The organism is Rhizobium sp. SEMIA4064 (assembly GCF_003025035.1).
Lineage (GTDB): Bacteria > Pseudomonadota > Alphaproteobacteria > Rhizobiales > Rhizobiaceae > Rhizobium > Rhizobium paranaense.
Map to the genome: position 1 here is coordinate 178,478 of NZ_PYJN01000019.1, position 26,975 is coordinate 205,452.

The window sequence follows — 26,975 nt, forward strand, 5'->3', positions numbered from 1 at the left end:
GTCCGGCGATTTGGAAGCCGCCGGCGGATCATGCGATTTCGGATATCGGCCTTCTGCCCACGGGCAGAAGGCGAAGTCTTATTGAGCGGTCGCGACCTTCTCAGCCATCTGCGGTGCCACGACTGCACCGGGACGGATGCGCTGCAGCCCGTTGACAACGATCTTTTCGCCGACTTTCAGGCCGTTCTCGATCACTCGCTGCCCGTCGACCAGCGACCCGAGTTGGACCTGCCGGTAATTGACCTTGTTGTCACCATCAACGACGAAGACGAACTTCTTGTCCTGATCGGTGCCGACTGCGCGGTCGTTGATGACGATCCTGTTTTCAGCTTTCGGCTGACCCATGCGAACACGCACGAACTGACCCGGGATCAGACGGCCGCCGGGATTGTCGAAGACCGCGCGCACCGCGATCGTGCCGCTGGCTGCATCCACCTCGTTGTCGATGAGCTGCAGCTTGCCGGTGATCGGCGTGCCATTGTCGTTAGAGGTGCCAATCTGCACGGGGATCTGCTCGACCGGCGGAGCCGCTCCGTCAGTGACCGGGAGCTGTGAAAGCGCCTGAGTTACCGTCTGTTCGCTGGCGTTGAAGCTGGCGTAGATCGGATCGACCGAAACCAGCGTCGTCAGGGCCGGCGAAGCGGAACCGGCGGCCACGAGGTTGCCGACAGTCACCTCGATCTTGCCGACGCGACCGGCGATCGGAGCTCGAACCTGCGTATAGTCGAGGTTCAACTGTGCCGTCTGCAGGGCGGCTTGTGCCGCCTTCAGATTGGCTTCGGCCCCGGCGTAATTGCTGGCGCGCGTGTCCATGTCGCTCTGCGAGATCGTCTTGTTGTCGGAGAGCTTCTGGCCGCGGTCGACCTCGACCTTGGCGAGATCCAGCTTGGCCTTGGCCGCTGCAACTTCCGCCTGCGCCTGGGCGACGGCCGCCTCATAAGGTGCCTGATCGATCGTCACGAGCAGGTCGCCCTGCTTGACCAATGCGCCTTCGCGGAAGTGCACCGACTCGATGGCGCCGGCCACACGCGGACGGACTTCCACACGGTCGATAGCTTCGAGCCGGCCGGAAAACTCCTGCCAGGTCGTGATGTCATGCGCCTCGACGGCAGCGACGGTGACGGGGATCGCCGGCTTCGCAGCCGGGGCCGCCGTCTCGGTCGCTTGAGCGCCGCGGGGCATATCCAGATAGAAGGCTGCGCCTGCAACGGCCGCAGCAACACTCATGCCGGCGCCCCATAGGGCCCAGCGCTTACCGTTGGACTTCATGTTAGTCTCTCCTGTTGATCCCGGCTTGGGGCACGGGATCGAAAATTCCTAGCGTCTCGACATCATCAGACTTGGTCGATCAAGCCTGCACATCCTCGACAAAGTTCCGGAAACAACAGCAGACATCCTGCTGCCATGACGGCTTATCCTTAGACTGCCCGCCGTAGATGGTGGGCCAGCCTGTCCCGGCGGGAAGGACTTGCTGGCGAACACGGACGCCGGCCCCTTTCAGGCGGCTGCCGTATTCCATGCCCTCGTCGCGGAGCGGGTCGTCCTCGGCCGTGAGCACCAATGCCGGCGCGAGGCCCGAAAGCCGCGAACAGTATCGAGGCGCTGCATAGGGGTGACAGACACCGCCCAGGAAACCCAGGTAACGGTTCCAACCCTCCGTCCAACGCTCGCGCATGCCGCTTTCCTCCGCCTGGAGGAAAGATTTCGATCCCATGAAAGGATCAAGCAGAGGCGAAATCAGCACCTGTCCGTCCAGCGAACCTGGCATCTGATCGCGCGCTTTTAGAGCCACGCCCGCTGCAACGTTGCCACCCGATTCCTCACCGGCGACAAAGAGCAGCGATTTTTTCGCCCCGCCCAACGCAAGCATATTCCGCTTGTTGCCGAGATAGGCGAGAATCCCGTAGGCGCTTTCCAGAACCTGCGGAAAGGCATTCTGATTGCCGCTGGTGTAATCGGCAGCAACCACGATCGCACCGGCTTCCGCAAGACTTGCGGCCACCGGCCGGTCAATAGCATGCTCGGTATCGATAAAGGCGCCACCATGCAGATAAAGCACGATGGGTGCCGCCTTCTTCAGACCTTCACCGTTGTAGACCCGTGCTGCAACCGGCCCCGTGGGCACGTTTTCCAGCATCACATCTTTCCACGGCGCACTCATGGGCCCACATCCTTATCTATTCGATTGAACATGATCTCTTCCAAAAGCCGTTTCACACGCTTCAGAATCATGTTCCGGATTGCGCGGCCCCAAGCGCCCCATGCCGCGTTGCAACATTCACATCTACAACATATTGTTATTCCGTTCTGAGAATAAGTAGCCTATATTCGATCAGACTATTCACCAGAACAAACAATCGACCGTTTTCTCCGCTGTGGTCGAAAGGCGTCTCAAAATGGACCAGCTATCAGCAATGCGGGCATTCGCACGCGTGGTGGAGACGGGCAATTTCACCCGCGCCGCCACCACCCTCTCCATGCCAAAGGCGACGGTGACGACGCTCATTCAGTCGCTTGAGGCGCACTTGCACACCAAGCTTCTGAACCGCACGACCCGTCGTGTCATGGTAACGACAGACGGCGCGCTCTACTATGAGCGTGCCATTCAGATCCTCTCCGAAATCGAGGAACTGGACGGCAGCATCAGCAACTCGCAAAGCCTGCCAAGCGGGCGCCTGCGCGTCGAGATGGCCGGCGCCTTTGCCGACACCATCGTCATGCCGGCAATTTGCGATTTTCACCAACGTTATCCGGACATCCGTGTCGACCTCGGAGTCGGCGACCGGCTGGTGGATTATCTGGCGGAGAATGTCGATTGCGCCCTGCGCGCCGGCATGCCGAGCGATCAGTCCCTGATTGCCCGGCGCGTGGGAGAAGTGCATCTCGTTACCTGCGCCGCTCCTCGCTATATCGAAAAATTCGGCATGCCCGAACGGCCGGAAGAGCTGGAAAGTAGCCACTATGCCATCAGCTATTTTCGCGCCCAGACCGGGCGGACGATCCCGTTCGAATTCCACCGCGGCAATGAATCGCTGGAAATCAACCCGCGCTATATCCTCTCGGTCAACGACAGCCGCAGCTACGTCAACGCTGCCTTGACCGGCCTTGGCGTCGCCCAGACGCCGATGTTCATGGTCCGTGATGCGCTTGCCAAGGGCGATCTCGTCTCCGTCCTCCCCGGCTGGACCCGCCCGCCCCTGCCACTGCACATCGTCTATCCGCCGAACCGGCATCTCAGCAACAAGGTGCGCGTTTTCGTCGACTGGCTGGCAAAATTGCTGGCGACATCGCGGCTCGGAGCCGCTTAGTTCCCTTCTCCCCGGCGGGGAGAAGGTGATGCTGCCGTGATCCCACACCATCAGCTCCAGGAGGCTCCCGCCGGATGCCGGACCGTCGCGTTCAGCCGATTCCAGACATTGTCCACGGCAACCGAGATGATCAAAGCGGACAGCGCCTTTTCGTCATAGTATTTGACCGCCTCATTCCAGATTTCATCGCTGACCGCGTCCGGCCGGTCGGCAAGGCGGGTCATTGCTTCGCCGAGCGCAAGCGCTGCGCGTTCGGCATCGGTGAAATAGGGCATTTCGCGCCAGGCCGAGACGCCGACGATCCGCTCGATCTTTTCGCCCTCCTTCTGCAGCTTGCGGAAGCCCATATCGGTGCAGACGCTACAGCCATTGATCTGGCTGACGCGCAGATGTGCGAGATCCATGGTGTTTTCGGACACGCCACGATCCCTAATCGAGGCGCTGACTGCCAAGAGGGCTTGCAGGGTTTCCGGCAGGATGACGGCGGGGTTCTTCATGCGGGCTTGCATCATTCTCTCCTTGAGCTGTTTTCAGGTGAGCCCAACAGGGGGCCGATCTTGACGACACGGCCCGATGCCGATCCTTTGTCACATCGGCTGGGTTTCGTTCGTCATAGGCATGACGGAGCACGCATAAGGAATGTGACCGATGGACGAAAAGAAGTGGCAGGCAGAAAAATTCGAGGCCAATCGGCCGCATTTGCGCGCGGTCGCCTACCGCATGCTCGGCTCACGCGCGGAGGCCGAGGATGCGGTACAGGAGGCTTGGCTGCGGCTCAGCCGTGCTGACATCTCTGAGGTCGAAAACCTGAGCGGTTGGCTGACGACGGTCACCGCCCGCATCTGTCTCGATTGGTTGCGCTCCCGTAAATCCCGGCGCGAGGAGCCGCTGACCATCCATGTCCCCGAACCGGTCGTCAGCCATGAAGCCGGCACAGGTACCGACCCGGAACAGGACGCGCTGCTCGCCGATTCGGTCGGCCTGGCGCTGTTGGTGGTGCTGGAAAAGCTGACCCCGGCCGAGCGGCTGGCCTTTGTGCTGCATGACATGTTCGACATGCCCTTCGATGACATCGCTCCGATCGTTGGACGCACGACGATTGCCACGCGTCAGCTCGCCAGCCGCGCCCGCCGCCGGGTGCAGGGAGCGCCGGTCGCAGCGGAAGTCGATCTGACCCGTCAACGGCATGTGGTCGATGCATTTCTGACGGCGTCGCGCGGCGGTGATATGAATGCACTTCTTGCCGCTCTCGATCCAGACGTCGTCTTCCGTGCCGATGCCGTGGCAACGCGCATGGGCTCGCTGCCGGAAATCCGGGGCCGGACGGCGGTGGCCGAAACCTTCCGCGGCCGTGCTCAGGGCGCTCTGCCAGCAGTCATCAACGGCACCGTCGGCGCCATCGTCGTCTTCGGTGGACAATTGCGCATCGCCCTCCGTTTTACCGTCGCCGACGATGGCCGGATTGTCGGCATCGACGCGATGGCCGATCCCGAGCAATTGCGCAAGCTCGATGTGTTGGTGATCGATCGGTGAAGATGTCACCGCATCTGCGTCGGGCTCGTACCCGTCAGGCGGGCGCAGACCAGGCGGCTTGGGAGACGGAGGAAGTCTGACGGTCCGGTCGTCGCGTCGAAACACTTTCCATGCAGCCCACCTTCGTTCTACCATGACAGAGGCGACTGGAGTCGCCCGAGCAAGAAGGAAACGAGCGTGCGCATAGCCTTGGAACCGGTGTCTTCGAGAACGACCATCCAGGAGGGCGTTTATCAGCAGTTGCGCAACGCGCTGATGGCCGGCAATTTCGATCCGGGCCAGACATTGACCATCGCCTCGCTCGCCGAAACATTCGGCACCAGCAACATGCCCGTGCGCGAAGCCTTGCGCAGGCTTGCGGCGGAAAATGCGCTGGAGGTGGCGGCGAACGGCTCTGCACGTATACCGATCGTGACGCTTGCCCGCCTCGACGATCTCTGCCGCGCCCGCATTGCTGTCGAAGGATTGGCCGCCGAGCTTGGCATTCCCAGGCTGACCGCCACCGACATCGCAACGTTGGAACGCATCGCCGCCGAACAGCACGCCATTGGCCGCAGCAGCAATGTCTATGAACTCATGGCGAGGAACCAGCAGTTCCATTTCACCATCTATCGCGCCTCCGGCTCGGAAGTGCTGTTGCAACTGATCGAAACGCTGTGGCTGCGTTTCGGTCCCTATATGCGCATGTTGTCGGCCTCCGTCGAACCGCTGATGCGCAGCGGCGAGATCGATCCTGCCGGCTCGCATTTCCCGATCATAGAAGCGCTGAAGGCCGGCGATTTCGCCCGCGCCCGCGATGGCGTCGTCGCCGACATCCGCCGCACGCATGAGATCCTGCGCGACTATTGCCCCGCAACGGAAGACGAACCCCGCGCCAAAGGTCCCGCCTCAGCCCTGCGGAGATGAAGCCGGTTCGACACCGGGTCAGGAATTTAGTTGAACCCTCAAATATTTTGTGATCAAATGATCATAACATGATTTTGAAACCCTTTCCCTGCAGCGAGATCCTCATGAGCGCTTCTCCTTCCCCGTCGAAATTTTCAGGCCATAACAGCTTTCCGGTCGATGAAGTCCGCGCCATGTTTCCGGCTATTCAGAAGGCCGGCGATTTCGTGTTTCTCGACAATGCCGGCGGTTCGCAGGTGCCGCAGGCGGTGGTCGACGCGGTCGCCAATCATCTGATCGACTACAACGTCCAGCGCATGGCGAAATATCAGCACAGCCAGGGCGTCGACCGCAATCTGGCCGAAGCGCGCGAGAGCGTCGCCATGCTGGTCAACGCTTATCGTCCCGAAGAAATCTCCTTCGGCCAAAACGCCACATCCTTCATCCGTCTGGTAAGCCTCGGCATCGCTAAACTGCTCGGCGAGCGCAACGAGATCGTCATTACCGATATGGACCACGACGCCAACATCGCCACCTGGCTGGCGCTGCAGGCAGACGGCGCCAAGATCGTCTGGTGGCGCATGCGCGAAGACGGCACGCTGCATACCGAGGACCTGAAGCCGCTGCTGAACGACAAGACCCGCCTCGTCGCCTGCACCGTGACCGCCCACTCCATCGGCACGATCGTCGATGTCGCGACCGTTGGGAAGCTGGCGCATGCGGCCGGCGCCGAAGTCTTCCTCGATTGCGTCCACTACGGCCCGCACGGCCTGATGGATGTGCAAGCCTGGAATTGCGACTATCTCGTCTGCTCTGGCTATAAGAATTTCTCGCCGCACATGGGCTTCCTCTGGGGCCGCTTCGACGCACTGGTCAAGCTGCCGACTTTCAAGGAAGACTTCATCCCGGACGTGCCTCCCTACAAGATCGAGGTCGGCACCTTCACCTATGAAAACGTCGCCGGCATGAATGCCGCCGTCAAATATCTCGAAGCCCTCGGCCTTCGCTTTCTGCCGGCCGGTCAACACAGCCGCCGCGAGGCGCTTGCCGCCGCCATGGGCGCAATCCGTGAATATGAGCTGATGCTGTCGCGCGAGATGATCGCCGTTTTGAAGCGCCACGGCGCCGTCATCTACGGCATTTCCGACGACGCCCGCCTCGAACAGCGCGTGCCGACTATCTGCTTCAACATTCCGGGCATCACGCCGCAGCAATTCGCCGCTGAGATGGGTGAAGCCGGCATCGGGCTGCGCGACGGCCACATGTTCGCCCCGCGCTTGATGAAGCGCCTCGGCCTCTCCATGGAAACCGGCGCGATCCGCGTATCTCTGGTGCACTACAACAAGGTCGAAGAAATCGCCCGCTTCGAAAAAGTGCTGACCGAGGTCATCGCGCGGCATAAATAGGCGCTTCGCAGATATCTGGTTTGAGGTTATCCCTCTTCGCAGAGATCGTTGAGAGAGCGAAGAAACCCATGGGCCATTTCCGCAAGAGCTGCCTCGAGAAAAGCCTGCTCATCGGCACCTTCGCCGCTATTCCGCATCCCGTCGCCATCGAGGTTACGGCGTCATCCGGCGTCGATTTCCTCTGCATCGATTGGGAACATTCGCAGATCGGCCGCGAACGCATCGAGAATCTGATCCGCGCCGCCGACGTCCACCGTGTTCCCGCCATGGTCCGCGTTCCGGGCCATGCACCGGAGTCCATCGCCTCGGCGCTGGATGCGGGCGCGGCCGGCGTACTAGTGCCGCGCGTGTCTACGGCGGCGCAGGCAAGAGCTGCCGTGCTGGCGACGCGGTATCCGCCGATCGGCGAGCGGGGCGTCGGCCCTGGACGGGCAGCAGCCTACGGCTATCGCATTCCGGATTATCTGGCCAAAGCCAATGCCGAACTCGTGCTTGCCATCCAGGTCGAGACGGCGGAAGGGCTTGCCAATATCGCGGAGATCGCCGCGGTCGACGGCGTCGACGTCATCTTCATCGGCCCCGGCGACCTCTCCGTCTCGATCGACGCCATGGGGCCAGCCGGCAAAGCCAAGCTCGACGCAGCCATCGAAACCATTGCGACAACCGCGCTCGCTGCCGGCCGCATAGTCGGCATCTTCCGGCCATCGCCGGACGATATCGGCGCCTGGTCGACAGCCGGCATCAGTTTCTTCTTGCTGGCGAGCGACACCATGTTTTTAGGCGCAGGCCTCGCCGCCGGAGTTGCCCAAGCGCGTCGGCAAGGCACACCGAAACAATAGGACCACCGCGCCTAAAGACCTGCCGCGCGTGAAAAATTATCGCGGAAAGCGGCAAGGTCGGGCGGGCTGACATCCGAAACCGCCCAGAAGACCAGCCCACCGCCGGACCATTCGACGAGATTATAGCCATCATGCATCGTCTCGCTCCGCTCGACCTTTGCCCCCGGCCAGACGAAGAGATTGATGACGTGGCCATGGCGGCGATAGACGAGCGCGGCAACGACCCGGCCGTTGATGTAGTCCACCCGGCCGCCGATCAGCGGAAAACCGTCGGCTGCAAGATCGACCACCGGCGGCGAGAAATCGATCTTGCCGTTGAACCATGGCTTGACCGTATGCTGATCGGATGTCTGCACATCGACCAAATGGTTGGCGAGCATCGAGCGCACATGACTCGCGAGCAGTTCGTTCTGGATAGGCGCGTTCACCTGCGGATTGCCAAGCACAAGCATGAGGGTGGCGGCTAGGGCAGCCATCGACGGCATGAAGCTCCATTGTCCAAACAATTGCAGGCCGCGCCACCATGCATTTTCGCGGCGCCGTGTCCCCGGAGCCTGCGCTTGGCGCCGGGCTTCCTCAAGAGAAATGGCCGTCATGATACGTGCACGAACCTCATCGGGCGCTTTCCATTTGACACCGTCCCGGCCGACGACCCGCTTCATGTCTTTGAGCCCTTCCAAGGCGGCGGTGCATTGCGGGCATGTCGCAAGATGCTGTTCGAATTGTATCGTGTGAACCGCATCGAGTTCGTCATCCACGTAACAATGAAGGATCGTTTCCCATTCCGGGCAGCTTTCCGGGGTTTTCTCGCTCATCATGCGGCCCCGCCTTTCTCGCCCGATTGCCATGCCTCACAGAATTCACGCCTCGCCCTGGCAAGCCGCGACATCACGGTTCCGATCGGCACATCGGTGATATCGGCGATCTGGCGGTAGGACAGATTTTCCAGCTCCCGAAGCACCAGCACTTCCCGCGACAGGTCCACAAGAGAGTTGATGACCTGCCGGACCCGCTGCGACTCCGACTTGCGGATCAAGGCTGCCTCGGGCGAGTCCTCTTCGGAGGCAACGTCATGCGCGCCGCCGTATGGCCAGTCTTCGTCCTTCGCATCGTCCGCCGTCATTGGCGTCTCGAAACGAGCCTTTCGCCGGCCCTCGCTCAGCCAGACGTAGTAGCAGTTCCGGACGATGGCAAACATCCAAGCGCGGGGTTCACCGCCCCGATAGCCCTCGAAATTGCGATAGGCACGCAGGAACGCTTCCTGCACGATATCCTGCGCCGCATCGGCATCACGGCTCAGAAACCGCGCGAAATTATAGGCGGCATCCAGGTGCGGGACGACCGTATTCTGAAACCGCAACATCAGATCGCGCGATGCCGGCGAAAGACTTCCGACATTTTCGTGATGCATCGATTGCAGCATCGGACCAACGGCATCGATCGCGACAGCCGAGCGTGGCTTTGCGAATGACACTAAGGATTGGCAGATAGAAGCGATAGCAGCCCGCATCCGGGTCATGGGGCGGCTCAACGCAGAAACGAAAACCGGCGGAGGCCGGTCGTCGAATGCGAAGAAGGCGAAATGGATATCCGTCGTCATGATCCCTGCATTGCTCCAGCGTCGGTTTCGGTCAGCTTAGGCCCAGATGCAAATATTGCTCTTCATTCTCCAGATCGTTTCAGACGGCATTTTATTCTCACCGCCCGCAAATATTTTTCGTTGGCGGCAATGCCGCACAGCAGCACGTCCCTCACATGCCCTACTGTGCACCCGCTCACACAACCGCGCCAGCAGAATTAGGCTAGGTATATCAAAAACTTATCAGAAAGATGCGACGAACCGAGAATAATCCGCCGACAGCGGCGATCTCCTTCGACAGCGGAGGCATTGATTGATCCCTGTCCTCCGCTTCGCGTGGCGATGCCACTCAAAGAGGAGACAAGACAATGTTCAACATGACGCGCCGCACTGTTCTCAGCTCGGCCGCGGCAGCAGCCGCTTTCGGCCTGTCGGCGAAGCTGGAATTCCTCCCGTCGCTGGCCAAGGCCGCAACACCGCTTGAACCGGAAGTCGGTTTCTATCGCTATAAGGTCGGGGATGTCGAAGTCACCGCCATTTATGACGGCATCTGGCGCAAGCCGCATGATCCCGCCTTCATCAAGAACGCCTCCGTCGAGGATACCAAGCAGGCGCTGGCCGCCGCCGGCCAAACCACCGAATTCATGCCCATTCCGCTCACCGTCGTCGTCCTGAAGATCGGCGACCGGCTGATCATGATGGATGCGGGCTCAGGCGTCGGCCAATGGCAGGCCAATGCCACCCATCTGCCCGCCAACATGGCCGCCGCCGGCATCGACTACAAGAACATCGACACGGTGATCATCTCGCATTTCCATCCCGATCATGTCTGGGGCCTGATGGAAAAAGGCACGAATGAACCGGTTTTTGCCCATGCCGAGCTCATCACAAACGCCGACGAATTCAATTGGTGGACGGCGCCCGACCGGGTCGACAAGCTCGCCGCGGGCCGCAAGGACGCTGGAAAACGCATCGGCGCCGTCTTTCCAAAATGGAATAACTGGAAACTGGTCGGCGATGGCGCGGAAGTAGCTCCCGGCGTTCACCTCGTCGCCGCACCCGGCCATACGCCCGGCCATTCCACCTTCCTTGTCGCTTCGGGCAAGGAACAGCTACTCGTCTCCGCCGACATCATGTACGTGCCGGCGCTGCTCGCTCCTCATCCGGATTGGGAGGGGAGCTACGATCAGGACGGGCCGGCGGCCGTGGTCACGCGCCGCAAGCTGGTCGATCGCATCATCGCCGACAACATCAAAATCTGCGGCTCGCACTTCCCCTTCCCGGGCTCCGGCACCTTCGTGAAGGACGGCAATGCCTATGGTTTCACCCCGACAACACAGGCCTGAAAGCTCAAGGAGACCTATCATGATCAAATACGCAATCTTTGGCGCCGCCAGCCTTTGCGCCGCCATCATCCTTCCCGCAGCCGTCGCGCTCCCGGCTTTTGCCGTCGACAACATGGAAACCACGGATGCGCCAGACCTGACCTCCGTTCGCGCCAAGATCAACGCGAAGGACTACACCGGAGCATTGGCCGAACTCCGCGGCCTGGCGGAGGATCATCAGCAGGCCGATGTCTATAATCTTCTGGGCTTCACGCTCCGAAAGACCGGCGATTTCCAGACCTCGCTGACCTACTACACCAAGGCCCTGGAACTGCAGCCCGATCATAAGGGCGCACGCGAATATCTCGGCGAACTCTATGTCGAGACCGGCAACATGGACAAAGCAAAGGAACAACTGGCGACGCTAAAGCAACTTTGCCCCAGCGGCTGCGAGGAATTGGAGGACCTGCAAAAGGCGATCGACACCAAGACTGTCAACTAATCCGAGAAAGCAGTGCCTGCGAAGCGGAACGATGCCTCGCAGGCACATTTGGAGGTGATGAGATGGACTATTTGGAAAATGCAAATGTCGTGCATCCAATGGACATAACACTTCTGGCCGGTCGGCTCTTGCTCGCCTGGATATTCCTGCATGAGGGCGTGGCGCTGGCGCTCAATTTCGACGCCGCTGTCATCGCCATGGCGAAGCTTGGTGTTTCCGAGTTGCTGGTGGTTGCTGTGATTGCGTTGCAGCTTGCGGCGGGTCTTTCGATAGCCCTCGGTCTGTTGACCCGCCTCGGCGCCTTGTCGCTCGGGCTCTTCTGCCTGTCGACGGCGTTGATGTTCCACAACGATTTCGCCAACCACAACGAAATCCTGCATTTCGAAAAGGACTTGGCGATCGCCGGCGGCATGTTCGTTCTGGTGACAGCAGGTGCTGGGGCACTGTCCGTGGATCGCTTCCTCGAACGCCGCATCATGGCCTTGAGCGACAAGTCCGGCAAACCGCTGCGCCGCGCGGTCGAGAGAGGCATTCTGTGAATGCCTCAGACATATCCACCCGCGTGAAATTCCTGTCGAAAACAGCCTATCACGCGCTGTTTTCGACATTTTCGTCGATTTTTTAAGCTTAAAACTTTTTCCTTGAAATACGTCTCATTTTGGATAACCATCCCATAATGAAGGGCAATCCGAGCACTGTCATTCGCGGCGGAACGACCCTTTGACATCAGGATTTCAGGAAAAGTTCCTTGTCTCTTCCATCACAGAGCTTGTCAGAGACGACACGCAGCCGAAACGCCTTCGAGGGCATTCGCGCCCAGATCCGTGACCTGCGCACCGACAATATCGCTGTGCTTGCCAAGCGTGCTCGCGAGCTTGGCGGCGTCATTCCGCTATGGTTCGGCGAAGGCGACCTGGTAACACCGGCCTTCATTCGCGACGCCGCCAAGAAGGCGCTCGACGATGGCCAGACCTTCTATGTGCCGAACATGCGCGGCCTACCGACGCTGAACGAAGCTCTTTCCGACTATCAGACCCAATGGCACGGTCGCCCGATCCCCATCGAGCGCACCACCGTCGCCCCCGGAGGCATGCAGGCGCTCTACATGGCGCTGGAATTGCTGGTCGATGTCGGCACCAATGTCGTCTATGTCGCGCCGCAATGGCCCAACATCCACAACGCCATCCATCTGATCGGCGGCGAGCCGCGCCCCGTGTCGCTCGATTTCGATACCGATTGGCGGCTCGATCTCGACAAGCTCTTCGCTCGCTGCGATGCCCGCACCCGCGCCATCTTCCTGTCGACCCCTGCCAATCCGACCGGGTGGACCGCTACACGCGAGGAGATGCAGGCGCTGCTCGATTTCAGCCGCCGCACCGGCATCTGGATCATTTCAGACGAAGTCTATGCCCGCCTCTATTTCGACGGAGAAATTGCACCCTCGATCCTCCAGGTAGCCGAAGATGGCGATCGGGTGATTGCCGTCAACAGTTTCTCCAAGGCCTGGGCGATGACCGGCTGGCGCGTCGGCTGGCTGACGCACCCTTCTGATATTGCCGACCAACTCGGCGCCATGACGCAATACGTAAACAGCGGCACATCGGCGATGACCCAGGCGGGTGCTGCCGCGGCGATACGCGAAGGTGAGCCGCTGGTTGCCGAAATCCGGGCCAGAATCAAAGCCGGCCTCGATCTCGCCTATGAGAAGCTGCCGCAGATACCTGGGATCATCCTGCCGGAAAAACCGCGCGGCGGCATGTATGCTTTCTTCGCGCTAGAGGGCGAAGCCGATGCGACCGCAGTCTGCGAGCGTATTCTGGAAACAGCACGCGTTGGCCTGGCACCCGGCTATCATTTCGGGGAATCGTCACGCGCATTCCTGCGGATGTGCACATTCCGCGATACCGGGCAGATGCGAATTGCACTCGATCGTATGGTCGACGCGATGAAATGACGGTCCCCCACATTGGCGGACCGGCAATACCCGCGGGCAGATGGCGCCGGCGGTCATAACCAGAGGGAGACAACCAAATGAATTTTACCCGTCGTAATCTACTGGTCCTGGCGACCGTCGTCGGCATGGCCGGCGGAAGCCACTTTGCCTATGCCGCCGATGTGCTGAATGTCGGCTCCTACCCGAACAACCCGCCCTTCGAATACAAGACCGACAGCGGTACCTTCGAAGGCTTCGAGGTCGATATCGTCAACGAAGCCGCCAAGCGCGCCGGCATGACGACCAATATCGCCGACTACGGCTTCCAGGCCCTGTTTGCCGCCACCAGCTCCAAGCGCATCGATGTGGCGATCTCCTCGATCACCATCACGCCGGAACGTCTGAAATCGCAGTCCTTCACGCAGCCCTACTACGACTCCGATATGGGCATCGCCACCAAGGGCGGCAGCGCAATCAAGGGTCTCGCCGATCTCAAGGGCAAGACCATCGGCGTCCTTTCCGGCTCGACCGGCGAGAAGTGGGTCAACGACAACAAGGCTGCTAACGGCTTCGCCGACGTCAAAGGCTACAACTCGCAGCAGGATATGTTCCTCGATCTCGGCGCCGGCCGCATCGATGCAGTCGTCAGCGACATTCCCGGCATGCAATATCTCTTCGTCAAGACCAAGGGCTTTGCGATCAAGGACCGCATCAAGACCGGCGAACAGTATGGCCTGATGATGACCAAGGACTCGCCGCTCGTCGCCAAGATCAACGACGCCATCACGGCAATGAAGAAAGACGGCACGTTGGAAAAGATCCACGAAAAGTGGTTCGGCAGCAAAGCACCCGCAGGCTCCTCCACTGTCACCGAAATGCCTATCCCCAAGGCGTGATCAAAAGATCAATTCTCTCGATCTCTACGCCGGCCCCTTCGGCCGGCGTAATTGTGCTAACCTTCATTCTGTTCCGCCTCATGGGAGTGCCAATGTCGCTCGTCGATACTTTCTTCAATTCCGACGTCATGATTTCGGCCTTCCCCCAATTGCTGCGCGGTCTCTGGATGACGCTGGCGCTTGGCGTGGTCAGCATCGTCATCGGCGTTTTGGGCGGCCTCGTCGTCAGCCTGATCCGGCTCTATGCGCCGAAGCCGTTCCGGCTGCTAATGGTCGCCTATATCGACATCATGCGCGCCATGCCGATGCTGGTCGTGCTGATCCTGATCTATTACGCCCTACCCTTTATCGGTATCAGCTTCTCGGCCTGGTGGTCCGCGATCCTGGGCTTCTCAATCGTTCTAGCTGCCTATTCGGCGGAAGTCTTCCGCTCGGGCATCGAAAGCGTGCCTCGCGGCCAGTTCGAGGCGGCTGCTGCCCTCGGCATTCCATTCTTGGTGACGCTCTATAAGGTCGTGCTGCCGCAGGCGATCCGCATCGTCATTCCGCCGACCACCAGCAACTGCGTCTCGATGTTCAAGGATACGTCGCTCGCCTCGACCGTGGCTCTGCCGGAGCTTCTGAAAGAAGGACAGAACGCGCAGGGCTTTTATGCCAACCCTTCGCCGCTGATCATGGCCGCGCTGATCTATATCATCCTGCTCTGGCCGATGGTGCGGCTCGTGAGCGTGCTCGAAAAGAGGTTCAAGAGCGAGAAGGCGCACTAAGCAAGTCCAGGAAAGCCCGCAGCAGTTTTCCGTCCGGAAGTCCCAGAGAACAAACAGATAGAGCGGTGCTGAGATTCCGTGAAAAGCTGTACCGCTCCAAACGCAGCCATCAGTCGAAGGCGGCGCCCGACAGGTGATTGTTCACGGACGATTTCACCCCGCCAATATCCTTCCAGAGTTCAACGATGATGGCGGGATCGACGTCGGCCATCATGTCTCGCAGCCACCCCTCATGAGCGGCGGCCATGACCGTGAACAGCTCCTCGCCCTTCTTCGTCAGCTTGGCGACAGTTACGCGCCGGTCGCCGTCAGGCGTCTCGCGCAGCACCAGGCCGTCCGTTTCCAGCCGTTCGACCAATCCCGTCACGTTGCCGTTGGTGACCATCGTGCGTTTGGAAAGTTCGCCCAGCCGCAGACCGTCTCGCTCGCGATAAAGCTGCGCCATCAGGTCGAATTGCGGCAGTGTCGCGCCGAATTCGTTGCGAAGCCGGCGGCGGATTTCCTGCGATATCAGCTTTGTGGTCGACAGCATGCGCAGCCAAAGCCGCAGTTCCTGTTTCTTGCCTTCCTGCGTGCCCTGGACGATGATTTCCAGATCGACGGTTCCACTTTCGGACTCTGCCATGATGTCAGCTCAAATCATCGCGTTGCAATTTCATATATGAACGGTCTACGGAGCAATATTTCAAATGTCAAAGGTTTACGCACCAAGCTCGAAGACCGTTACTTCGCCAGCATTTTCCCTAGCATGAAGCCTGAGCCAGCCCCCGTGCCCGCACCCGGCCAGGTCGACGCGCCGCACATATAGAGCGAGCCGATCGGCGTCTTGTAGCGCGAATAACCGGCGAGCGGGCGAAACAGAAAATTCTGATCGAGATGGTGGCTACCGGAAAGATTGTCGCCGCCGATCAGATTGGGATTTTCACGCTCGAGATCGACGGGTGAAAACACCGACCGGCCCAAAATCTTGCCGCGCAGGCCGGGCGCATAACGCTCGATGACGTCAAGCACGCGCTCGGCATAGGCATCCTTCACCTCATCCCAATTCTGCCCATTGATCTCGCCTGCTGCGTCGCGACTGAACTCGGCCGGCAGGACACGCACCTGTATCCAGAGCACATGCTGTCCATCTGGTGCCCGTGACGGATCGAACGCCGTTGGCTGACCCACCACCAATGCCGGCTCGGCCGGCAAAAGCCCACCCATCGCCTCGGCATAGACACGCGACATCATCTCCATATCCGGTGCAATGTGGACATAGGCGAATGTCTTGAGCTCCTGGCCACCAGTCCAATCCGGCAGGCCGGAGAGCGCCAGATGGATCATCATCGTGCCAGGGCCGGCGCGAAAACGGGTAAGCCTGCGGTCGAACTCTCGACGTGAGGCATCCTGATCGAGAAGCTTTCCGAACAATATCTGCGGATGAATATTGGCGATGACAGCGCGCTTGGCCTCGTAGCGGCGCCCGTCTGCGAGCACAACACCGGTCGCCTTGCCGCCGGTGGTGACGATCTTGTCGACGCGTGTGCCAAGCATCAGCTCGCCGCCTTTGGCTTTGAGCGTGCCGACCATCGCCTTGATGATCGTATCGGCACCTCCCTTGCCGATCACCATGCCAAAGGCCTGGTTGGCCATAGATTCAAGATAAGGAAACAGTGCGCCGCCGGCGATATCCGGTGCGAAATCGAGATGTAATCCCCAGGCAGCCATCATCGTCTTGAGTTTGGCATTCTGGAACCGCGCATCGAGAAAATCGCGCGGCGAGGCAAACAACATTCGTGCGGTCTCATAAAGCCAGCCGGCCCCTTTTTCTCGCCATGCCTTCCAAAGGACCCGTGCCGCCGCCGCTGACGGCATCGGCGCACCGAGCAGGCCGAAAATATGCGGCGCATCTGAACCGAATTCCGACAGCATGGCCCGCCAGGCAGCCGCATCCTCTGGCGAAATATCGGCGATCGCGCCCGTGGTCTTTTCGAGATCGGTGCTGACGCCGAGATAGGTGCCATCGCGGAAGACGCTGGCAAAACAATCGGCTGCCGGCACGAAGCCGAGACCCGCGGCGGTCAACTCATTCTTGTACTGCGCAAAAAAGGCGGAGCCGGCGAACATCGAGAGGTTCATGGCGCAGAGGTCGTGCCGAAAACCCGGCAGCGTTACTTCGCGGGTTTTCACCGCTCCGCCCGGCTCGGCATTGCCCTCGATGACGGCCACCTTCCAGCCCTTCGCCGCCAGATGCACCGCCGCCGCCAGGCCATTATGACCCGCACCCACAATGATCGCATCATAGCTCATCGATCACCCTCTCATATCGTGATTATTATCATCATATGCATACATTTTGAGCTTTAAGCTTCAAGTACCTATCATGGAAAATCGCGCACCGACGACCACAACCGAATGTCGTCCGCGTGGGAAAATAACGTATAAATGGCCTTTATTTTCAGGTAGCTGCCTGGGTTGCAAAACACACGCAACCGACGCCATTTTTGGTCCTTTTGGCACCGGCAGAATGCTTGCAATATCATATATTGTAACATAGGCTCGCCTCATCCGGTCGCCGCTGGACGGCTTTGCGATTTCAGGAATCGCGTCCGCACACCCGGCGATAATGGCTTTCGGGCTTGGCCCTTAACGAGGACCCCTCTGGGGTTTTCAAACAAGGCCAGGCCACACAAAGGGGAACGCACTATGACCACCAACACTCTTGCCAGCTTAGCCACGGCCCTCGTTTCGGGCTCCATCAAGGTCGTCGATCTGACCGCGCCGCTTGGGCCCGAAACGCCGGTGCTCTATCTGCCGCCCCAGTTCGGCAAGAACACGCCCTCGGTCAAGGTGCACACGATTTCACAATATAATGAGGACGGTCCGTTCTGGGCCTGGAACTGGCTCGAACTCGGCGAGCACACCGGCACGCATTTCGACGCGCCCTGTCACTGGATCACCGGCAAGGACAACCCAAACAATACGACCGATACCATTCCGCCGCAGAATTTCGTCGCTCCGGTGAATGTCATCGACCGCTCGAAGGAAGCTGCCGCCAATCCGGACTATCTGCTGACGATCGACAGCATCAAGGAATGGGAAGCCGAACACGGCGTGATCGAACCCGGCACCTGGGTGCTTCTGCGCACCGACTGGTACAAGCGCAACGGCTCGACCGAAGCCTTCCTCAATGCCGACGAAAACGGCCCGCATTCGCCGGGTCCGACCGCCGAGGCGATCGAATATCTGCTGACGAAGGGCATTATCGGTTGGGGTTCGGAGACAATCGGCACCGACGCCGGTTCCGCCGGCGGCATGAACCCGCCCTTCCCGGCCCACAATCTGATGCACAAGAACAACCGCTACGGCCTCGCCAGCCTCTCCAACCTCGATCAGCTTCCAGCCAAGGGCGCCGTGCTGATCGCCGCGCCACTGAAGTTCGTCAAGGGCACGGGCTCTCCAGTGCGCGCGCTGGCGCTGGTGGCATGATATGGCGGCTCACTACCTTTTCCCCGCAGGGGAGAAGGTGCCCGATAGGGCGGATGAGGGGGACGAGAAGCGATAGTTCCCCGCGCCTTGAGCGACGAGCGAAAGGCAATTCTTCCGGCAACGCCCCCTCAACCCGCGTTGCGCGCGACCTTCTCCCCGCTGGGAAGAAGGTGGGGGATATCCGATGACCTCCCCCGATTACATTATCGTCGGCAGTGGCATCAACGCGCTGGTCGCGGCTGCCATGCTTGGCAAGAAGGGCCGCAAGGTGCTCGTCCTCGAGCGCAACGACCGCATAGGCGGCTGCCTGCGCAGCGAGGAGATCACCGAACCAGGCTTCATCCATGATGTCATGGCAACGACGATGGTGCTGTTCCTGACGTCGCCGGCCTATGGTGCCATCGGCAAGGATTTGGAGGCCCGCGGCCTCGAATTCGCCCATGCCGACCTGCCCACCGGCGTGTTAAGACCGGATGGTTCGCACGTCATCTTCTCGAAAGATCGGCGTCGCAACATCGCCACCTTCGACGAACTGTCGCTCGGCGACGGTCAGACATTCCTGCGCGAGATGGATGCGCTGGCCGCCGACGCCCCCTTCCTGTTTTCGCTGCTCGGCGGCGCACTGTGGTCGGGCTCGACCTTGAAGGCCGTCGCCAAGCAAGGTTGGGGCCGCGGCCTACGCAAGCTCGCCGCCTGGTTCGGCAACGCCTTGACGCCGGCTCGCGGCTATCTCGAAACCACCTATCGTTCTGAAGATATTCATGCGCTTTGGGCGCCGTGGGTGCTGCATTGCGGCCTCGGGCCAGAGAGCGCCTACTCGGCCGAGATGCTAAAGGTCATCGGCTTTGCCCTGGAGCTTGCCGGCACTCCCGTCGTCAAAGGCGGCACCGGTGCGCTGCTCACCGCCTTCGAACGGCTGATCACGGACAATGGCGGCGAGATCCGCACCGGCACCGATGTCGAAAGCATCGGTCCCGGCCCCGGCGGGCGCGCCGGCAGCGTCAAGCTTGCGGGTGGCGAAACCCTGAACGCCAATGCCGGCATCATCTGCTCTGTAACGCCGAACCAACTCTACGACCGGCTGCTGAAAGACTGGCCGACGCCGCCACCCCCGGACGTCAAGACGAGCGTTGCCCGTTATCGTTATGGCAAGGGCAATATGCAGATCCACTACGCGCTGTCCGAGCCGCCACGCTGGAAGGCGGATGCAGAACTTGCCAAGGTCGCGCTTCTTCATTTGACGCCAGGCCTCGACGGCGTTTCGCGCGCCGCCAATGAATGCGAACGGGGGCTGCTGCCGGCCGAACCGACCATCTGCGTCGGCCAGCCCACCTCCTTCGACCCCAGCCGAGCGCCAGCGGGCAAATCGATCCTCTGGCTGCAGCTTCCCGAGGCGCCGCGGCATATCAAGGGCGATGCGGCGGGCGATATTGCGATACCGGCTGACGGCCGCTGGACGGACGAGGTGCGCGAACGCTATGCCGACCGCATCGAGGCGGTGCTCGAAAGCCATATCGAGAACTTCTCCGGCATAAAGCTCGCCCGACGCGCCTATTCGCCCGCCGATCTCGAAGCCATGAACATGAATCTCGTCGGCGGCGACCCCTATGGCGGCTACTGCGGCATAGACCAGTTTTTCCTCTGGCGCCCCTTCAAGTCCTCTGTTAACCACCGCACCCATGTAGCAGGCCTGTACCACATTGGGGCTTCGGCACATCCTGGGCCGGGTCTCGGAGGAGGTTCGGGTTTCCTGCTTGCATCATCATTAAAATAACAGGAATCCACGGGGAGATATCATCTTATGGAGGAACGGTTTTCAGGTACCGTTTTGCGGCGTCGCAAGGAGGGCACGGAAAAACGTCCGACCATGGGCGAGATAGGGCTCAACCACTTTGCCCCCTACCTGATGAACCGGCTGATGGCCCGCTGGAACATCAACATGTCGGAAGAGCTGCGCGAATACGACATGACGACTGCGAAGATGCGGGCTCTCGCCGTCCTCAGCGTGTCCTCCTCGGTCACCATCAACGAACTCTCCGTCTTTGCCGTCACCGAACAATCGACGATGAGCCGCACGCTGGATTCGTTGGAGCAGCAAGGCTTCATCCGCCGCCAGCCCCGCACCGAGGACATGCGCATCCGCGACGTCTCCATCACCGAAGAAGGCCGCGCCGCCTTCGAAAAGGTCTGGCCAACCATGTACGATCTGTTTCTGCAGATGTTCGATGGCGTGGAAGAAACGGAGTACCGGGCGTTCATCTCGACGCTACACAAGGTGCTGCACAATATCCGCAAGCATGAGATTTGAGGACGCTTATCCCGCCCTTGGCAGGCGGGAAAGCAAATTCTTATATTTAGCCGCAAGGCTAAGTATTAGAATTTGCAAGGGCGGGGGTAGGCAGGGACGCACAGAACCCCTGAACTAAGTTGAGCAAGGCACGGACCCCTGCTCTGGCAATTTCAATGGCTTAGAAATTGCGCCAAACTTCCGCACATGGCGCGCCTCCTGTGCCGCAATTCCTAAACCAGTGAAATTGCTTTCTCGCCCGCCAAGGGCGAGATAAGACTCCGCGCTCGCCGCAGCTCCTCGGCCAGAGCGCACTCTTGAAGTAGAAAAAGCGAACTTCTCACTACGACGGAGATTGGACATCATCACCCAGCTTGAGTTTTTCTGCGTGATAGGTGCGTAACTCCTCGAAGACATCCTCAGCCGAGACATCTGGACGGCCGTCCTCAAGCGCTTGTCGTATCTTTGCCCGAATCTTCTCATTCTGGGCATGGTCGTCAATCATCACAGCGTCGCCACCGTCTTCAGCGCCCCATCGAGCGCAATCCCCTTCTCATCCAGCAACGCCGCCTGCCTCAACCTCTTCATCCACGCTGCCCCGTCGTCGCGATCACGCAGCATCGATAGCGCCGACATCACGCGATCGAACTTGGAAAGGCCGCGCGCATGGGTGTCGGAATAGCCTTTGACCAGACGGCGGTTGTTGAGGACTTCGACGGCGAGATCGTAGTTTACCTCAAACAAGTCGGTCGCGGCTGCAAGCCAGGTTTCGCGATGCTCGGTTTCGCGCATATGGCGCAGCGTACCGCGGCGGGTTCGGCGCAGCGCTGAGACGATGTAAAGCCCGAGGAACCAGAAGAGCGTTCCGGTCTGCACACGGCGGCCTTTGTTGACGAGACGATCCAGGCGATTGAAGAGCTTGGGCCGGCCCTCGATCCAGAGGCCGAGGCCTTTCGGCAAGGTGCCGCAAACCTCTTCCATGCGTGGATGCATATATTCGGTCACATAGACGATCTGGTCGTCCTTGGCGCCAACTTCCTTGCGTACGCGATCGAAGCGCGACGCGCGCACCTTCAGATCGGCGACGCGGATGACATCGTCATAGGCCATGGCGACCGCGGTATATTTCGCTGCCTGCACGGTGAAGGCGAAATCCTTGGCCGCGCCGCCGGCCTTCTGATCCAGGGCATAGAGCGCTGCAACGCGGGTCAGATATTCATCGGCATAGGCCGGGTCCTGATAGTCGGTGAGTTTCTTGACGCCGGCAAACAGCAGCGGCAACGCCTCTTCCGGAAACTCGGTGCGGATGCGATATACGAGACCATCGAGCGCCGGATGACCAGCCGTTTCCGGCAGGGCATCGAAATGTTTCGATGGCGTCGCGGAAACGGGATCGCGCGGCTTGTCCTTGGCGCGATCGAAGGCTGCATTGAAAGCCTTCAGGCTGGGTTCGATGCCCCTGCCGCCGGCACGGATCATGGCTTCAAAGGCCTGCTTGGCGAAGGGCAGCGCCCCCGAGGCCGCGAGCGCACCGAACATCGAAGCGGAAATCACGCTGCCGTTCTTGACCGCCAGTGTTTCCATATCGAAGGCGATGGTGCGTTTGGCGGCAAAATCCGTGGCATCGACCACCACTTCCGGATTGCCGATTCCATCGCCCGGCTTCTCCTTTTCGCCGACAGCGAAGGAGCGATGCGTCGAGGCGATCAGCACGGTCTTGTCGGGCGTGACCAGGCCGCGCAGCACGGAGCGGCCGGCTTCCATCAGCTCGGCAGCCAGGACGACATCGACATCGCCCGGCGTCGGCATCAGCGAAAAGATCGGCGCATGGCCGTCACGGACCGGCAGCATCTCGATATAGTAGATCGTGGCGCCCGTGCGCTGCGCCACGCCGGGGACAGAGGTGGTCTGCGCCATCCAGCCTTCCGCTTCGGCAAGCCCGACGATCCAGTCGGCCAAGACACCGCCACCCTGCCCGCCCATGGCGAGGACTGCCAGCGATAGCGGTTTGTCGGTCGACAGACGTTGGGCGCCAATATTATTGGTCATGCTGACATGCTCGTTCATATCGATCCCTCAGTCCGCAAAGACGATGCGGCCGGCCCGGCGGCGGGCCTGCAGCCAGCCGATGACGGCCGCGCGCATGCGGGCGAGGAAGCGATCCCAGCCAGAGGGATTGTGGATGATATCGGCGCGATAGAAGGAAGGACAGAGGACGGCAGCCTCCGCCACTTCGCCGCAATTGCCGCAGCCGACGCAATTATTGTCGACCGCCGCCACCGGATCATCCTTCAGCGGATCGTCGGTATGCTTGACCGACAGCGACGGGCAGCCGGAAAGACGGATGCAGGCATGATCGCCCGTACAGACATCCTCATCGACACCAAAGCGTTCCTTGACCATGCGCGCGCCGGCCTTCACCGCCTGCGCGAATTGCGGCTTCACGCGCCGCTGCTTGTTCAGCATGCATTCCGACGAGGCGACGATGATCTTCGGGCCGGGCTCCTTCGAAGTCAGCGCCTCGCGCAGCGTGTCGCGCATCTTGCCGACATCATAGGTCCGGTCGATCTGGCGAACCCAGGTGGCGCCGATGCCCTTGACGGCGTTGACGATGGAATTGTTGGTCTTGCGGCGCGGGTTCAGCGCCCGCGAAGACGGGATGTCCTGGCCGCCGGTTGCCGCCGAATAATAGTTGTCGACGACGAGAATGACGCCGTCCTGCTTGTTGAAGACGGCATTGCCGACCGAGGTCGCCAGGCCGTTATGCCAGAACCCGCCATCGCCCATCACGGAAATAGCCCGCTTGTCGGCGGCGACATTGAAGGCGGAGGCGGCCGCCGGACCGAGGCCATAGCCCATCGTCGTGCTACCAATGTTGAACGGCGGCAGGATCGAAAACAGGTGACAGCCGATATCGCCGGAGATGTGATGCTGGCCGAGTTCATTCTCAACCAGCTTCATCGCCGCGAAAATCGGCCTTTCGGGACAGCCGACACAGAACCCCGGCGGGCGTGGCGGCACGACTTCGGCCAGCGCCTTAACCTTCGGGTCGTTGAGAACAGGCGTCGGGTCCGGCAAAGGCGGCTGGTTGCCGAGCAACACGCGCTGATGCGTTTCGACGAAGTTCTTGATGCCCTTCACCAGCACCGGCGGGGTATATTCGCCACCCATCGGCAGGACATCCTTGCCGGAAACCTTGGTCTGGATGTCACGGCGGCGCAGGATGGTGTTGAGCGACTGTTCGATATATTCCGGCGCCCCCTCCTCGACCATCAGCACGGCCTTTTTGCTCGCGCAGAATTCGGCCATCTGATCGTCGATCAGCGGATAGGCGACGTTGAGGACATAAAGCGGAATAGCCGAGTTACCGTAGACATCGGCAAGGCCGAGCTGCTGCAGCGCGCGCATGACGCCGTTATACATGCCGCCCAGCAGGATGATGCCGACGTCGCCTTCGGACGGACCGAAATATTCGTTGAGCTGACGCTTCTTGATGAAGTCGACAGCGGCCGGCCAGCGCTTCTCCAGCTTCTCCTTCTCATGCAGGAAGGAGGCCGGCGGCAGCACGATGCGGTTGACGTCGCGCACCGGATTTTCCAGCGCCTGCCTAAGCGTATATTTCGGCCGCTTGTTGTCCTTGGCATCGAACTGGCCGTGAACATGGCAGCTACGAATGCCCACCTGCAGCATGACCGGCGTATTTGAGGCTTCCGACAGTTCAAAGCCCTCTTCGACCGCCTGCACGATCGAGGGCAGGTTCGGGCGCGGATTGAGCAGCCACATCTGCGACTTCATCGCATAGGCGTGGCTGCGCTCCTGCATGATCGAGGAGCCTTCGCCATAGTCTTCGCCGATGATGATCAGCGCGCCGCCGGTGACGCCACCGGATGAGAGGTTGGAGAGCGCGTCGGAGGCAACATTGGTGCCCGCCGTCGACTTCCATGTGACGGCGCCGCGCACCGGATACATGACCGAGGCCGAAAGCATGGCGGCAGCGGCAGCTTCCGAAGCCGAAGTCTCGAAATGAACGCCCAGGTCCTCCATCACATCCTTGGCATCGGCCAACACGTCCATGAGATGGGAAATCGGCGATCCCTGGTAGCCGCCGACATAGGAAACACCGGATTGCAGCAGCGCCTTGGTGATCGCGAGAATACCTTCGCCACGGAAGATATCGCCTTCTCCAAGCTTCAGATCCTCGACTTCGCGCGCAAACGACCGTTCGGCCATCGAAGCTACCCCTTTGCCTTATCGGGCTTGTTTTAAATCATTTGCAAAATCATATTTTGAACCCCATCCGGCTGTCAACGAACAAATGGGAAACCTCGCAATCCGGCGAATCGCGCGAGGCAGACATAGAGTTGAGGGTTCAAAAAATACTATTCTGAGTCATAAATGACGAACGTACATATATGCAATTGCATAAATTATGAGCTTCATCGCCGAAATCGCGATCAAAAAAGCACGCCGGAATCTGCGAAATGCCCAGAGAAAGCGCTTGCCGGTTTTGGAGGCTTATTTTAAGATTAAAACATTCCGAAAATAAATCGCCAGTGGCAGGTGGGCGTCACGCTTCTCTGCCGCTTAACAGGGGAACGGAGTGATCATGACGACACTTACTCGGCGCGAGGCATTGAGCCTCGGCGCGGCCGCTTTCATTACGGGAATTCTCGCAGGCAGGACGAGCGTGGAAGCCGCCGAGGCCGGCACGCTGACGATTGCCTTCAATGTCAATTTGCCCTCTTTTGACCCTACCACCGGCCCCTCGGCGGTCAATCCGACGATCCAGGCGATCTATCGCTCCGTCTTCGACCAATATATCGGCCAAGGCCCGGATCTGAAATTCCAGCCGGGCTTGCTCACCGCCTGGGGCTGGAACGACGACAAGACCAAGGTCTGGATGGATGTCCGCGAGGGCGTCACCTGGCATGACGGCTCCAAGTTCACTCCGGACGACGTCGTCTGGTCGCTGGAGCGCGCCGCCAAACAAGAGACCGGCAATCCGATCCAGTTCATCTGGTCGACGGCCAACAATTATAAGGTGGAAGGCAACCGCATCACCGGCGATGTCGTTCGCTTCGAGCCGACCTATTTCAAATGGATGGCTTTCCTGACCGGCTATGTCCTGCCCAAGGATTACTACAGCAAGGTCGGCGCGGAAGGCTTCGAAAAGAAGCCCGTCGGCACCGGCCCCTACATGGTCGACGCCTATGAGGGCAATTCCTATCTGCGGCTGAAGGCGAACCCCAACTATTTCGGCGGCAAGCCGGCCTTCGATACCGTCATCTTCAAATTCGTACCGGATACGACCAGCCGCGTCGCCGAGATCGAATCCGGCTCCTCCGACGTGACGCTCGAAATCCCCTACGAGGATTTCGACCGCCTGAAGAAGAAATCGGGACTTGCCGGCGTCGCCACACCGATCTCCGATATCGGCATGATCTTCATCAGCAATGTCGATCCGATGCTGGACAAGAATGTCCGCCTCGCCGCTAATATGGCGATCGACAAGGAAGCGATCATCAAGCGCCTTCTACGCGGTTACGGCAAGCCTCTGTCAACGCTGGAAGCGCCGGAATACGAGGCCTACGACGCCTCGATCAAGATCCCCTACGATCCGGAGCAGGCCAAGAAGCTCTTGGCGGCCAGCGGCTATTCGCCGGAAAAGCCGGTGAAGTTCGGCATCAAGACTACCCGCGGCTTCAAGCCAAAGGATTACGAGATGATCCAGGCGATCGTCGGCATGTGGCGCAAGGTCGGCATCGAAGCTGATATCGAGGTCTACGAAATCGCCAAGCATTACGAGCTGCGCGCCGCCCACAAGCTCGGCCCGGCCGCCTTCTACAACTGGGGCAACGCCATCGGCGACCCGACGACCTCAACCGGCTTCGCCATGTTCGGCCCCTCGCCGCACTCAGCCTGGAAGACCAAGGATGTTGACGACATGCTGGGGCCGCTCTGGGTCGAAAAGGACGAGGCGAAGCGAATTGCCGGCTGGAAGGCTGCGATCAAGTATATCGCCGAGCAGGGCTACGTGATCCCCCTGCTGCAATATGTCCAGCCGATCGTCTATAAGTCGAGCCTGAAGGTGACGCCGAATGTTTCTGGCGCCCTGCAGCCGACACTGGTGTCGAAGGCTTGATGGGCAGAGTTTCGCTCTTGCGGCTTTGCCCCTCACCCTAGCCCTCTCCCCGCAAGCGGGGCGAGGGAACGACCTTTGTACCCTCGCCCGGGAAGGCAGTCG

The 26,975-nt window shown here is 60.3% G+C and carries 25 protein-coding genes; 15 read left to right on the forward strand and 10 right to left on the reverse strand.

The window, feature by feature from the left end:
• Window positions 1–78: 78 nt before the first annotated feature.
• Complete coding sequence (locus C9E91_RS14600) at window positions 79–1,269, reverse strand: efflux RND transporter periplasmic adaptor subunit (protein WP_107109014.1); 1,191 nt, start codon at window positions 1,267–1,269, stop codon at window positions 79–81.
• 79 nt (window positions 1,270–1,348) lie between these two features.
• Window positions 1,349–2,161, reverse strand: coding sequence for an alpha/beta hydrolase fold domain-containing protein (locus tag C9E91_RS14605; RefSeq protein ID WP_107109015.1), 813 nt, complete (start codon window positions 2,159–2,161; stop codon window positions 1,349–1,351).
• Between the two features lie 235 nt (window positions 2,162–2,396).
• Between C9E91_RS14605 and C9E91_RS14610 the strand changes: the two genes are divergently transcribed.
• On the forward strand, window positions 2,397–3,308 hold the full coding sequence (locus C9E91_RS14610) for a LysR family transcriptional regulator (RefSeq protein WP_107109016.1): 912 nt from the start codon (window positions 2,397–2,399) through the stop codon (window positions 3,306–3,308).
• A 50-nt stretch (window positions 3,309–3,358) separates the two neighbouring features.
• Here C9E91_RS14610 and C9E91_RS14615 read toward each other — a convergent pair whose 3' ends face one another.
• Window positions 3,359–3,817 (reverse strand): carboxymuconolactone decarboxylase family protein, encoded by a 459-nt coding sequence (locus tag C9E91_RS14615; RefSeq protein WP_107109017.1) that lies wholly within the window; start codon window positions 3,815–3,817, stop codon window positions 3,359–3,361.
• A 139-nt stretch (window positions 3,818–3,956) separates the two neighbouring features.
• On the opposite strand from C9E91_RS14615, the gene C9E91_RS14620 reads away from it, so the two are divergent.
• The 4 genes from C9E91_RS14620 to C9E91_RS14635 all read left to right on the forward strand — a co-directional run bounded on the left by C9E91_RS14620 (window position 3,957) and on the right by C9E91_RS14635 (window position 7,971).
• Window positions 3,957–4,841 (forward strand): sigma-70 family RNA polymerase sigma factor, encoded by an 885-nt coding sequence (locus tag C9E91_RS14620; protein WP_107109018.1) that lies wholly within the window; start codon window positions 3,957–3,959, stop codon window positions 4,839–4,841.
• 177 nt (window positions 4,842–5,018) lie between these two features.
• Window positions 5,019–5,747 (forward strand): GntR family transcriptional regulator, encoded by a 729-nt coding sequence (locus C9E91_RS14625; protein WP_107109019.1) that lies wholly within the window; start codon window positions 5,019–5,021, stop codon window positions 5,745–5,747.
• A gap of 104 nt (window positions 5,748–5,851) precedes the next feature.
• Entirely contained in the window at window positions 5,852–7,132 is a 1,281-nt protein-coding gene (locus tag C9E91_RS14630; RefSeq protein WP_107109447.1) for a cysteine desulfurase-like protein, read from the forward strand.
• A 68-nt stretch (window positions 7,133–7,200) separates the two neighbouring features.
• The gene (locus tag C9E91_RS14635) at window positions 7,201–7,971 is read left to right on the forward strand and encodes an HpcH/HpaI aldolase family protein (RefSeq protein WP_107109020.1); all 771 of its coding nucleotides are present in this window, start codon (window positions 7,201–7,203) and stop codon (window positions 7,969–7,971) included.
• 11 nt (window positions 7,972–7,982) lie between these two features.
• On the opposite strand, the gene C9E91_RS14640 is transcribed toward C9E91_RS14635, so the two are convergent.
• Together C9E91_RS14640 and C9E91_RS14645 are read right to left on the reverse strand one after the other, a co-directional pair.
• A complete protein-coding gene (locus tag C9E91_RS14640) occupies window positions 7,983–8,786 on the reverse strand; it encodes an anti-sigma factor family protein (protein WP_107109448.1) in 804 nt (267 codons plus the stop codon).
• Window positions 8,786–9,481, reverse strand: a complete 696-nt coding sequence (locus C9E91_RS14645) for a sigma-70 family RNA polymerase sigma factor (RefSeq protein ID WP_425503977.1) — start codon at window positions 9,479–9,481, stop codon at window positions 8,786–8,788. The genes C9E91_RS14640 and C9E91_RS14645 overlap by 1 nt, the downstream gene beginning before the upstream one ends.
• Before the next feature lie 437 nt (window positions 9,482–9,918).
• On the opposite strand from C9E91_RS14645, the gene C9E91_RS14650 reads away from it, so the two are divergent.
• From C9E91_RS14650 to C9E91_RS14675, 6 genes are all read left to right on the forward strand, one after another.
• Window positions 9,919–10,896, forward strand: a complete 978-nt coding sequence (locus C9E91_RS14650; protein WP_107109021.1) for an MBL fold metallo-hydrolase — start codon at window positions 9,919–9,921, stop codon at window positions 10,894–10,896.
• A 19-nt stretch (window positions 10,897–10,915) separates the two neighbouring features.
• On the forward strand, window positions 10,916–11,377 hold the full coding sequence (locus tag C9E91_RS14655) for a tetratricopeptide repeat protein (protein ID WP_107109022.1): 462 nt from the start codon (window positions 10,916–10,918) through the stop codon (window positions 11,375–11,377).
• Between the two features lie 62 nt (window positions 11,378–11,439).
• Window positions 11,440–11,916, forward strand: coding sequence for a DoxX family protein (locus C9E91_RS14660; RefSeq protein ID WP_107109023.1), 477 nt, complete (start codon window positions 11,440–11,442; stop codon window positions 11,914–11,916).
• 209 nt (window positions 11,917–12,125) lie between these two features.
• A complete protein-coding gene (locus tag C9E91_RS14665) occupies window positions 12,126–13,331 on the forward strand; it encodes a pyridoxal phosphate-dependent aminotransferase (protein ID WP_107109024.1) in 1,206 nt (401 codons plus the stop codon).
• A 77-nt stretch (window positions 13,332–13,408) separates the two neighbouring features.
• On the forward strand, window positions 13,409–14,206 hold the full coding sequence (locus C9E91_RS14670; protein ID WP_107109025.1) for an ABC transporter substrate-binding protein: 798 nt from the start codon (window positions 13,409–13,411) through the stop codon (window positions 14,204–14,206).
• Window positions 14,207–14,298: 92 nt separating this feature from the next.
• Window positions 14,299–14,973, forward strand: a complete 675-nt coding sequence (locus C9E91_RS14675; RefSeq protein ID WP_107109026.1) for an amino acid ABC transporter permease — start codon at window positions 14,299–14,301, stop codon at window positions 14,971–14,973.
• Between the two features lie 109 nt (window positions 14,974–15,082).
• Here the strand turns inward: C9E91_RS14675 and C9E91_RS14680 are convergent, their stop codons facing one another.
• Window positions 15,083–15,598: a MarR family winged helix-turn-helix transcriptional regulator gene (locus C9E91_RS14680; RefSeq protein WP_107109027.1), complete on the reverse strand. Its 516-nt coding sequence runs from the start codon at window positions 15,596–15,598 to the stop codon at window positions 15,083–15,085.
• Between the two features lie 98 nt (window positions 15,599–15,696).
• Window positions 15,697–17,265 (reverse strand): phytoene desaturase family protein, encoded by a 1,569-nt coding sequence (locus tag C9E91_RS14685; RefSeq protein WP_107109028.1) that lies wholly within the window; start codon window positions 17,263–17,265, stop codon window positions 15,697–15,699.
• A gap of 396 nt (window positions 17,266–17,661) precedes the next feature.
• Here C9E91_RS14685 and C9E91_RS14690 point away from each other — a divergent pair, with 396 nt between their 5' ends.
• From C9E91_RS14690 to C9E91_RS14700, 3 genes are all read left to right on the forward strand, one after another.
• Window positions 17,662–18,444, forward strand: a complete 783-nt coding sequence (locus tag C9E91_RS14690; RefSeq protein WP_107109029.1) for a cyclase family protein — start codon at window positions 17,662–17,664, stop codon at window positions 18,442–18,444.
• A 184-nt stretch (window positions 18,445–18,628) separates the two neighbouring features.
• Complete coding sequence (locus C9E91_RS14695) at window positions 18,629–20,218, forward strand: phytoene desaturase family protein (protein WP_107109030.1); 1,590 nt, start codon at window positions 18,629–18,631, stop codon at window positions 20,216–20,218.
• Window positions 20,219–20,245: 27 nt separating this feature from the next.
• Window positions 20,246–20,752 (forward strand): MarR family winged helix-turn-helix transcriptional regulator, encoded by a 507-nt coding sequence (locus tag C9E91_RS14700; protein ID WP_028754698.1) that lies wholly within the window; start codon window positions 20,246–20,248, stop codon window positions 20,750–20,752.
• 322 nt (window positions 20,753–21,074) lie between these two features.
• On the opposite strand, the gene C9E91_RS19840 is transcribed toward C9E91_RS14700, so the two are convergent.
• The 3 genes from C9E91_RS19840 to C9E91_RS14710 are packed head-to-tail and all read right to left on the reverse strand — an operon-like array spanning window position 21,075 to window position 24,961.
• On the reverse strand, window positions 21,075–21,236 hold the full coding sequence (locus tag C9E91_RS19840; RefSeq protein ID WP_181316091.1) for a hypothetical protein: 162 nt from the start codon (window positions 21,234–21,236) through the stop codon (window positions 21,075–21,077).
• Window positions 21,236–22,798: an indolepyruvate oxidoreductase subunit beta family protein gene (locus C9E91_RS14705; protein ID WP_107109031.1), complete on the reverse strand. Its 1,563-nt coding sequence runs from the start codon at window positions 22,796–22,798 to the stop codon at window positions 21,236–21,238. The genes C9E91_RS19840 and C9E91_RS14705 overlap by 1 nt, the downstream gene beginning before the upstream one ends.
• 9 nt (window positions 22,799–22,807) lie before the next feature.
• Window positions 22,808–24,961, reverse strand: a complete 2,154-nt coding sequence (locus C9E91_RS14710; protein ID WP_107109032.1) for a thiamine pyrophosphate-dependent enzyme — start codon at window positions 24,959–24,961, stop codon at window positions 22,808–22,810.
• 376 nt (window positions 24,962–25,337) lie between these two features.
• On the opposite strand from C9E91_RS14710, the gene C9E91_RS14715 reads away from it, so the two are divergent.
• Complete coding sequence (locus C9E91_RS14715; protein WP_107109033.1) at window positions 25,338–26,873, forward strand: ABC transporter substrate-binding protein; 1,536 nt, start codon at window positions 25,338–25,340, stop codon at window positions 26,871–26,873.
• Window positions 26,874–26,975: the final 102 nt, after the last annotated feature.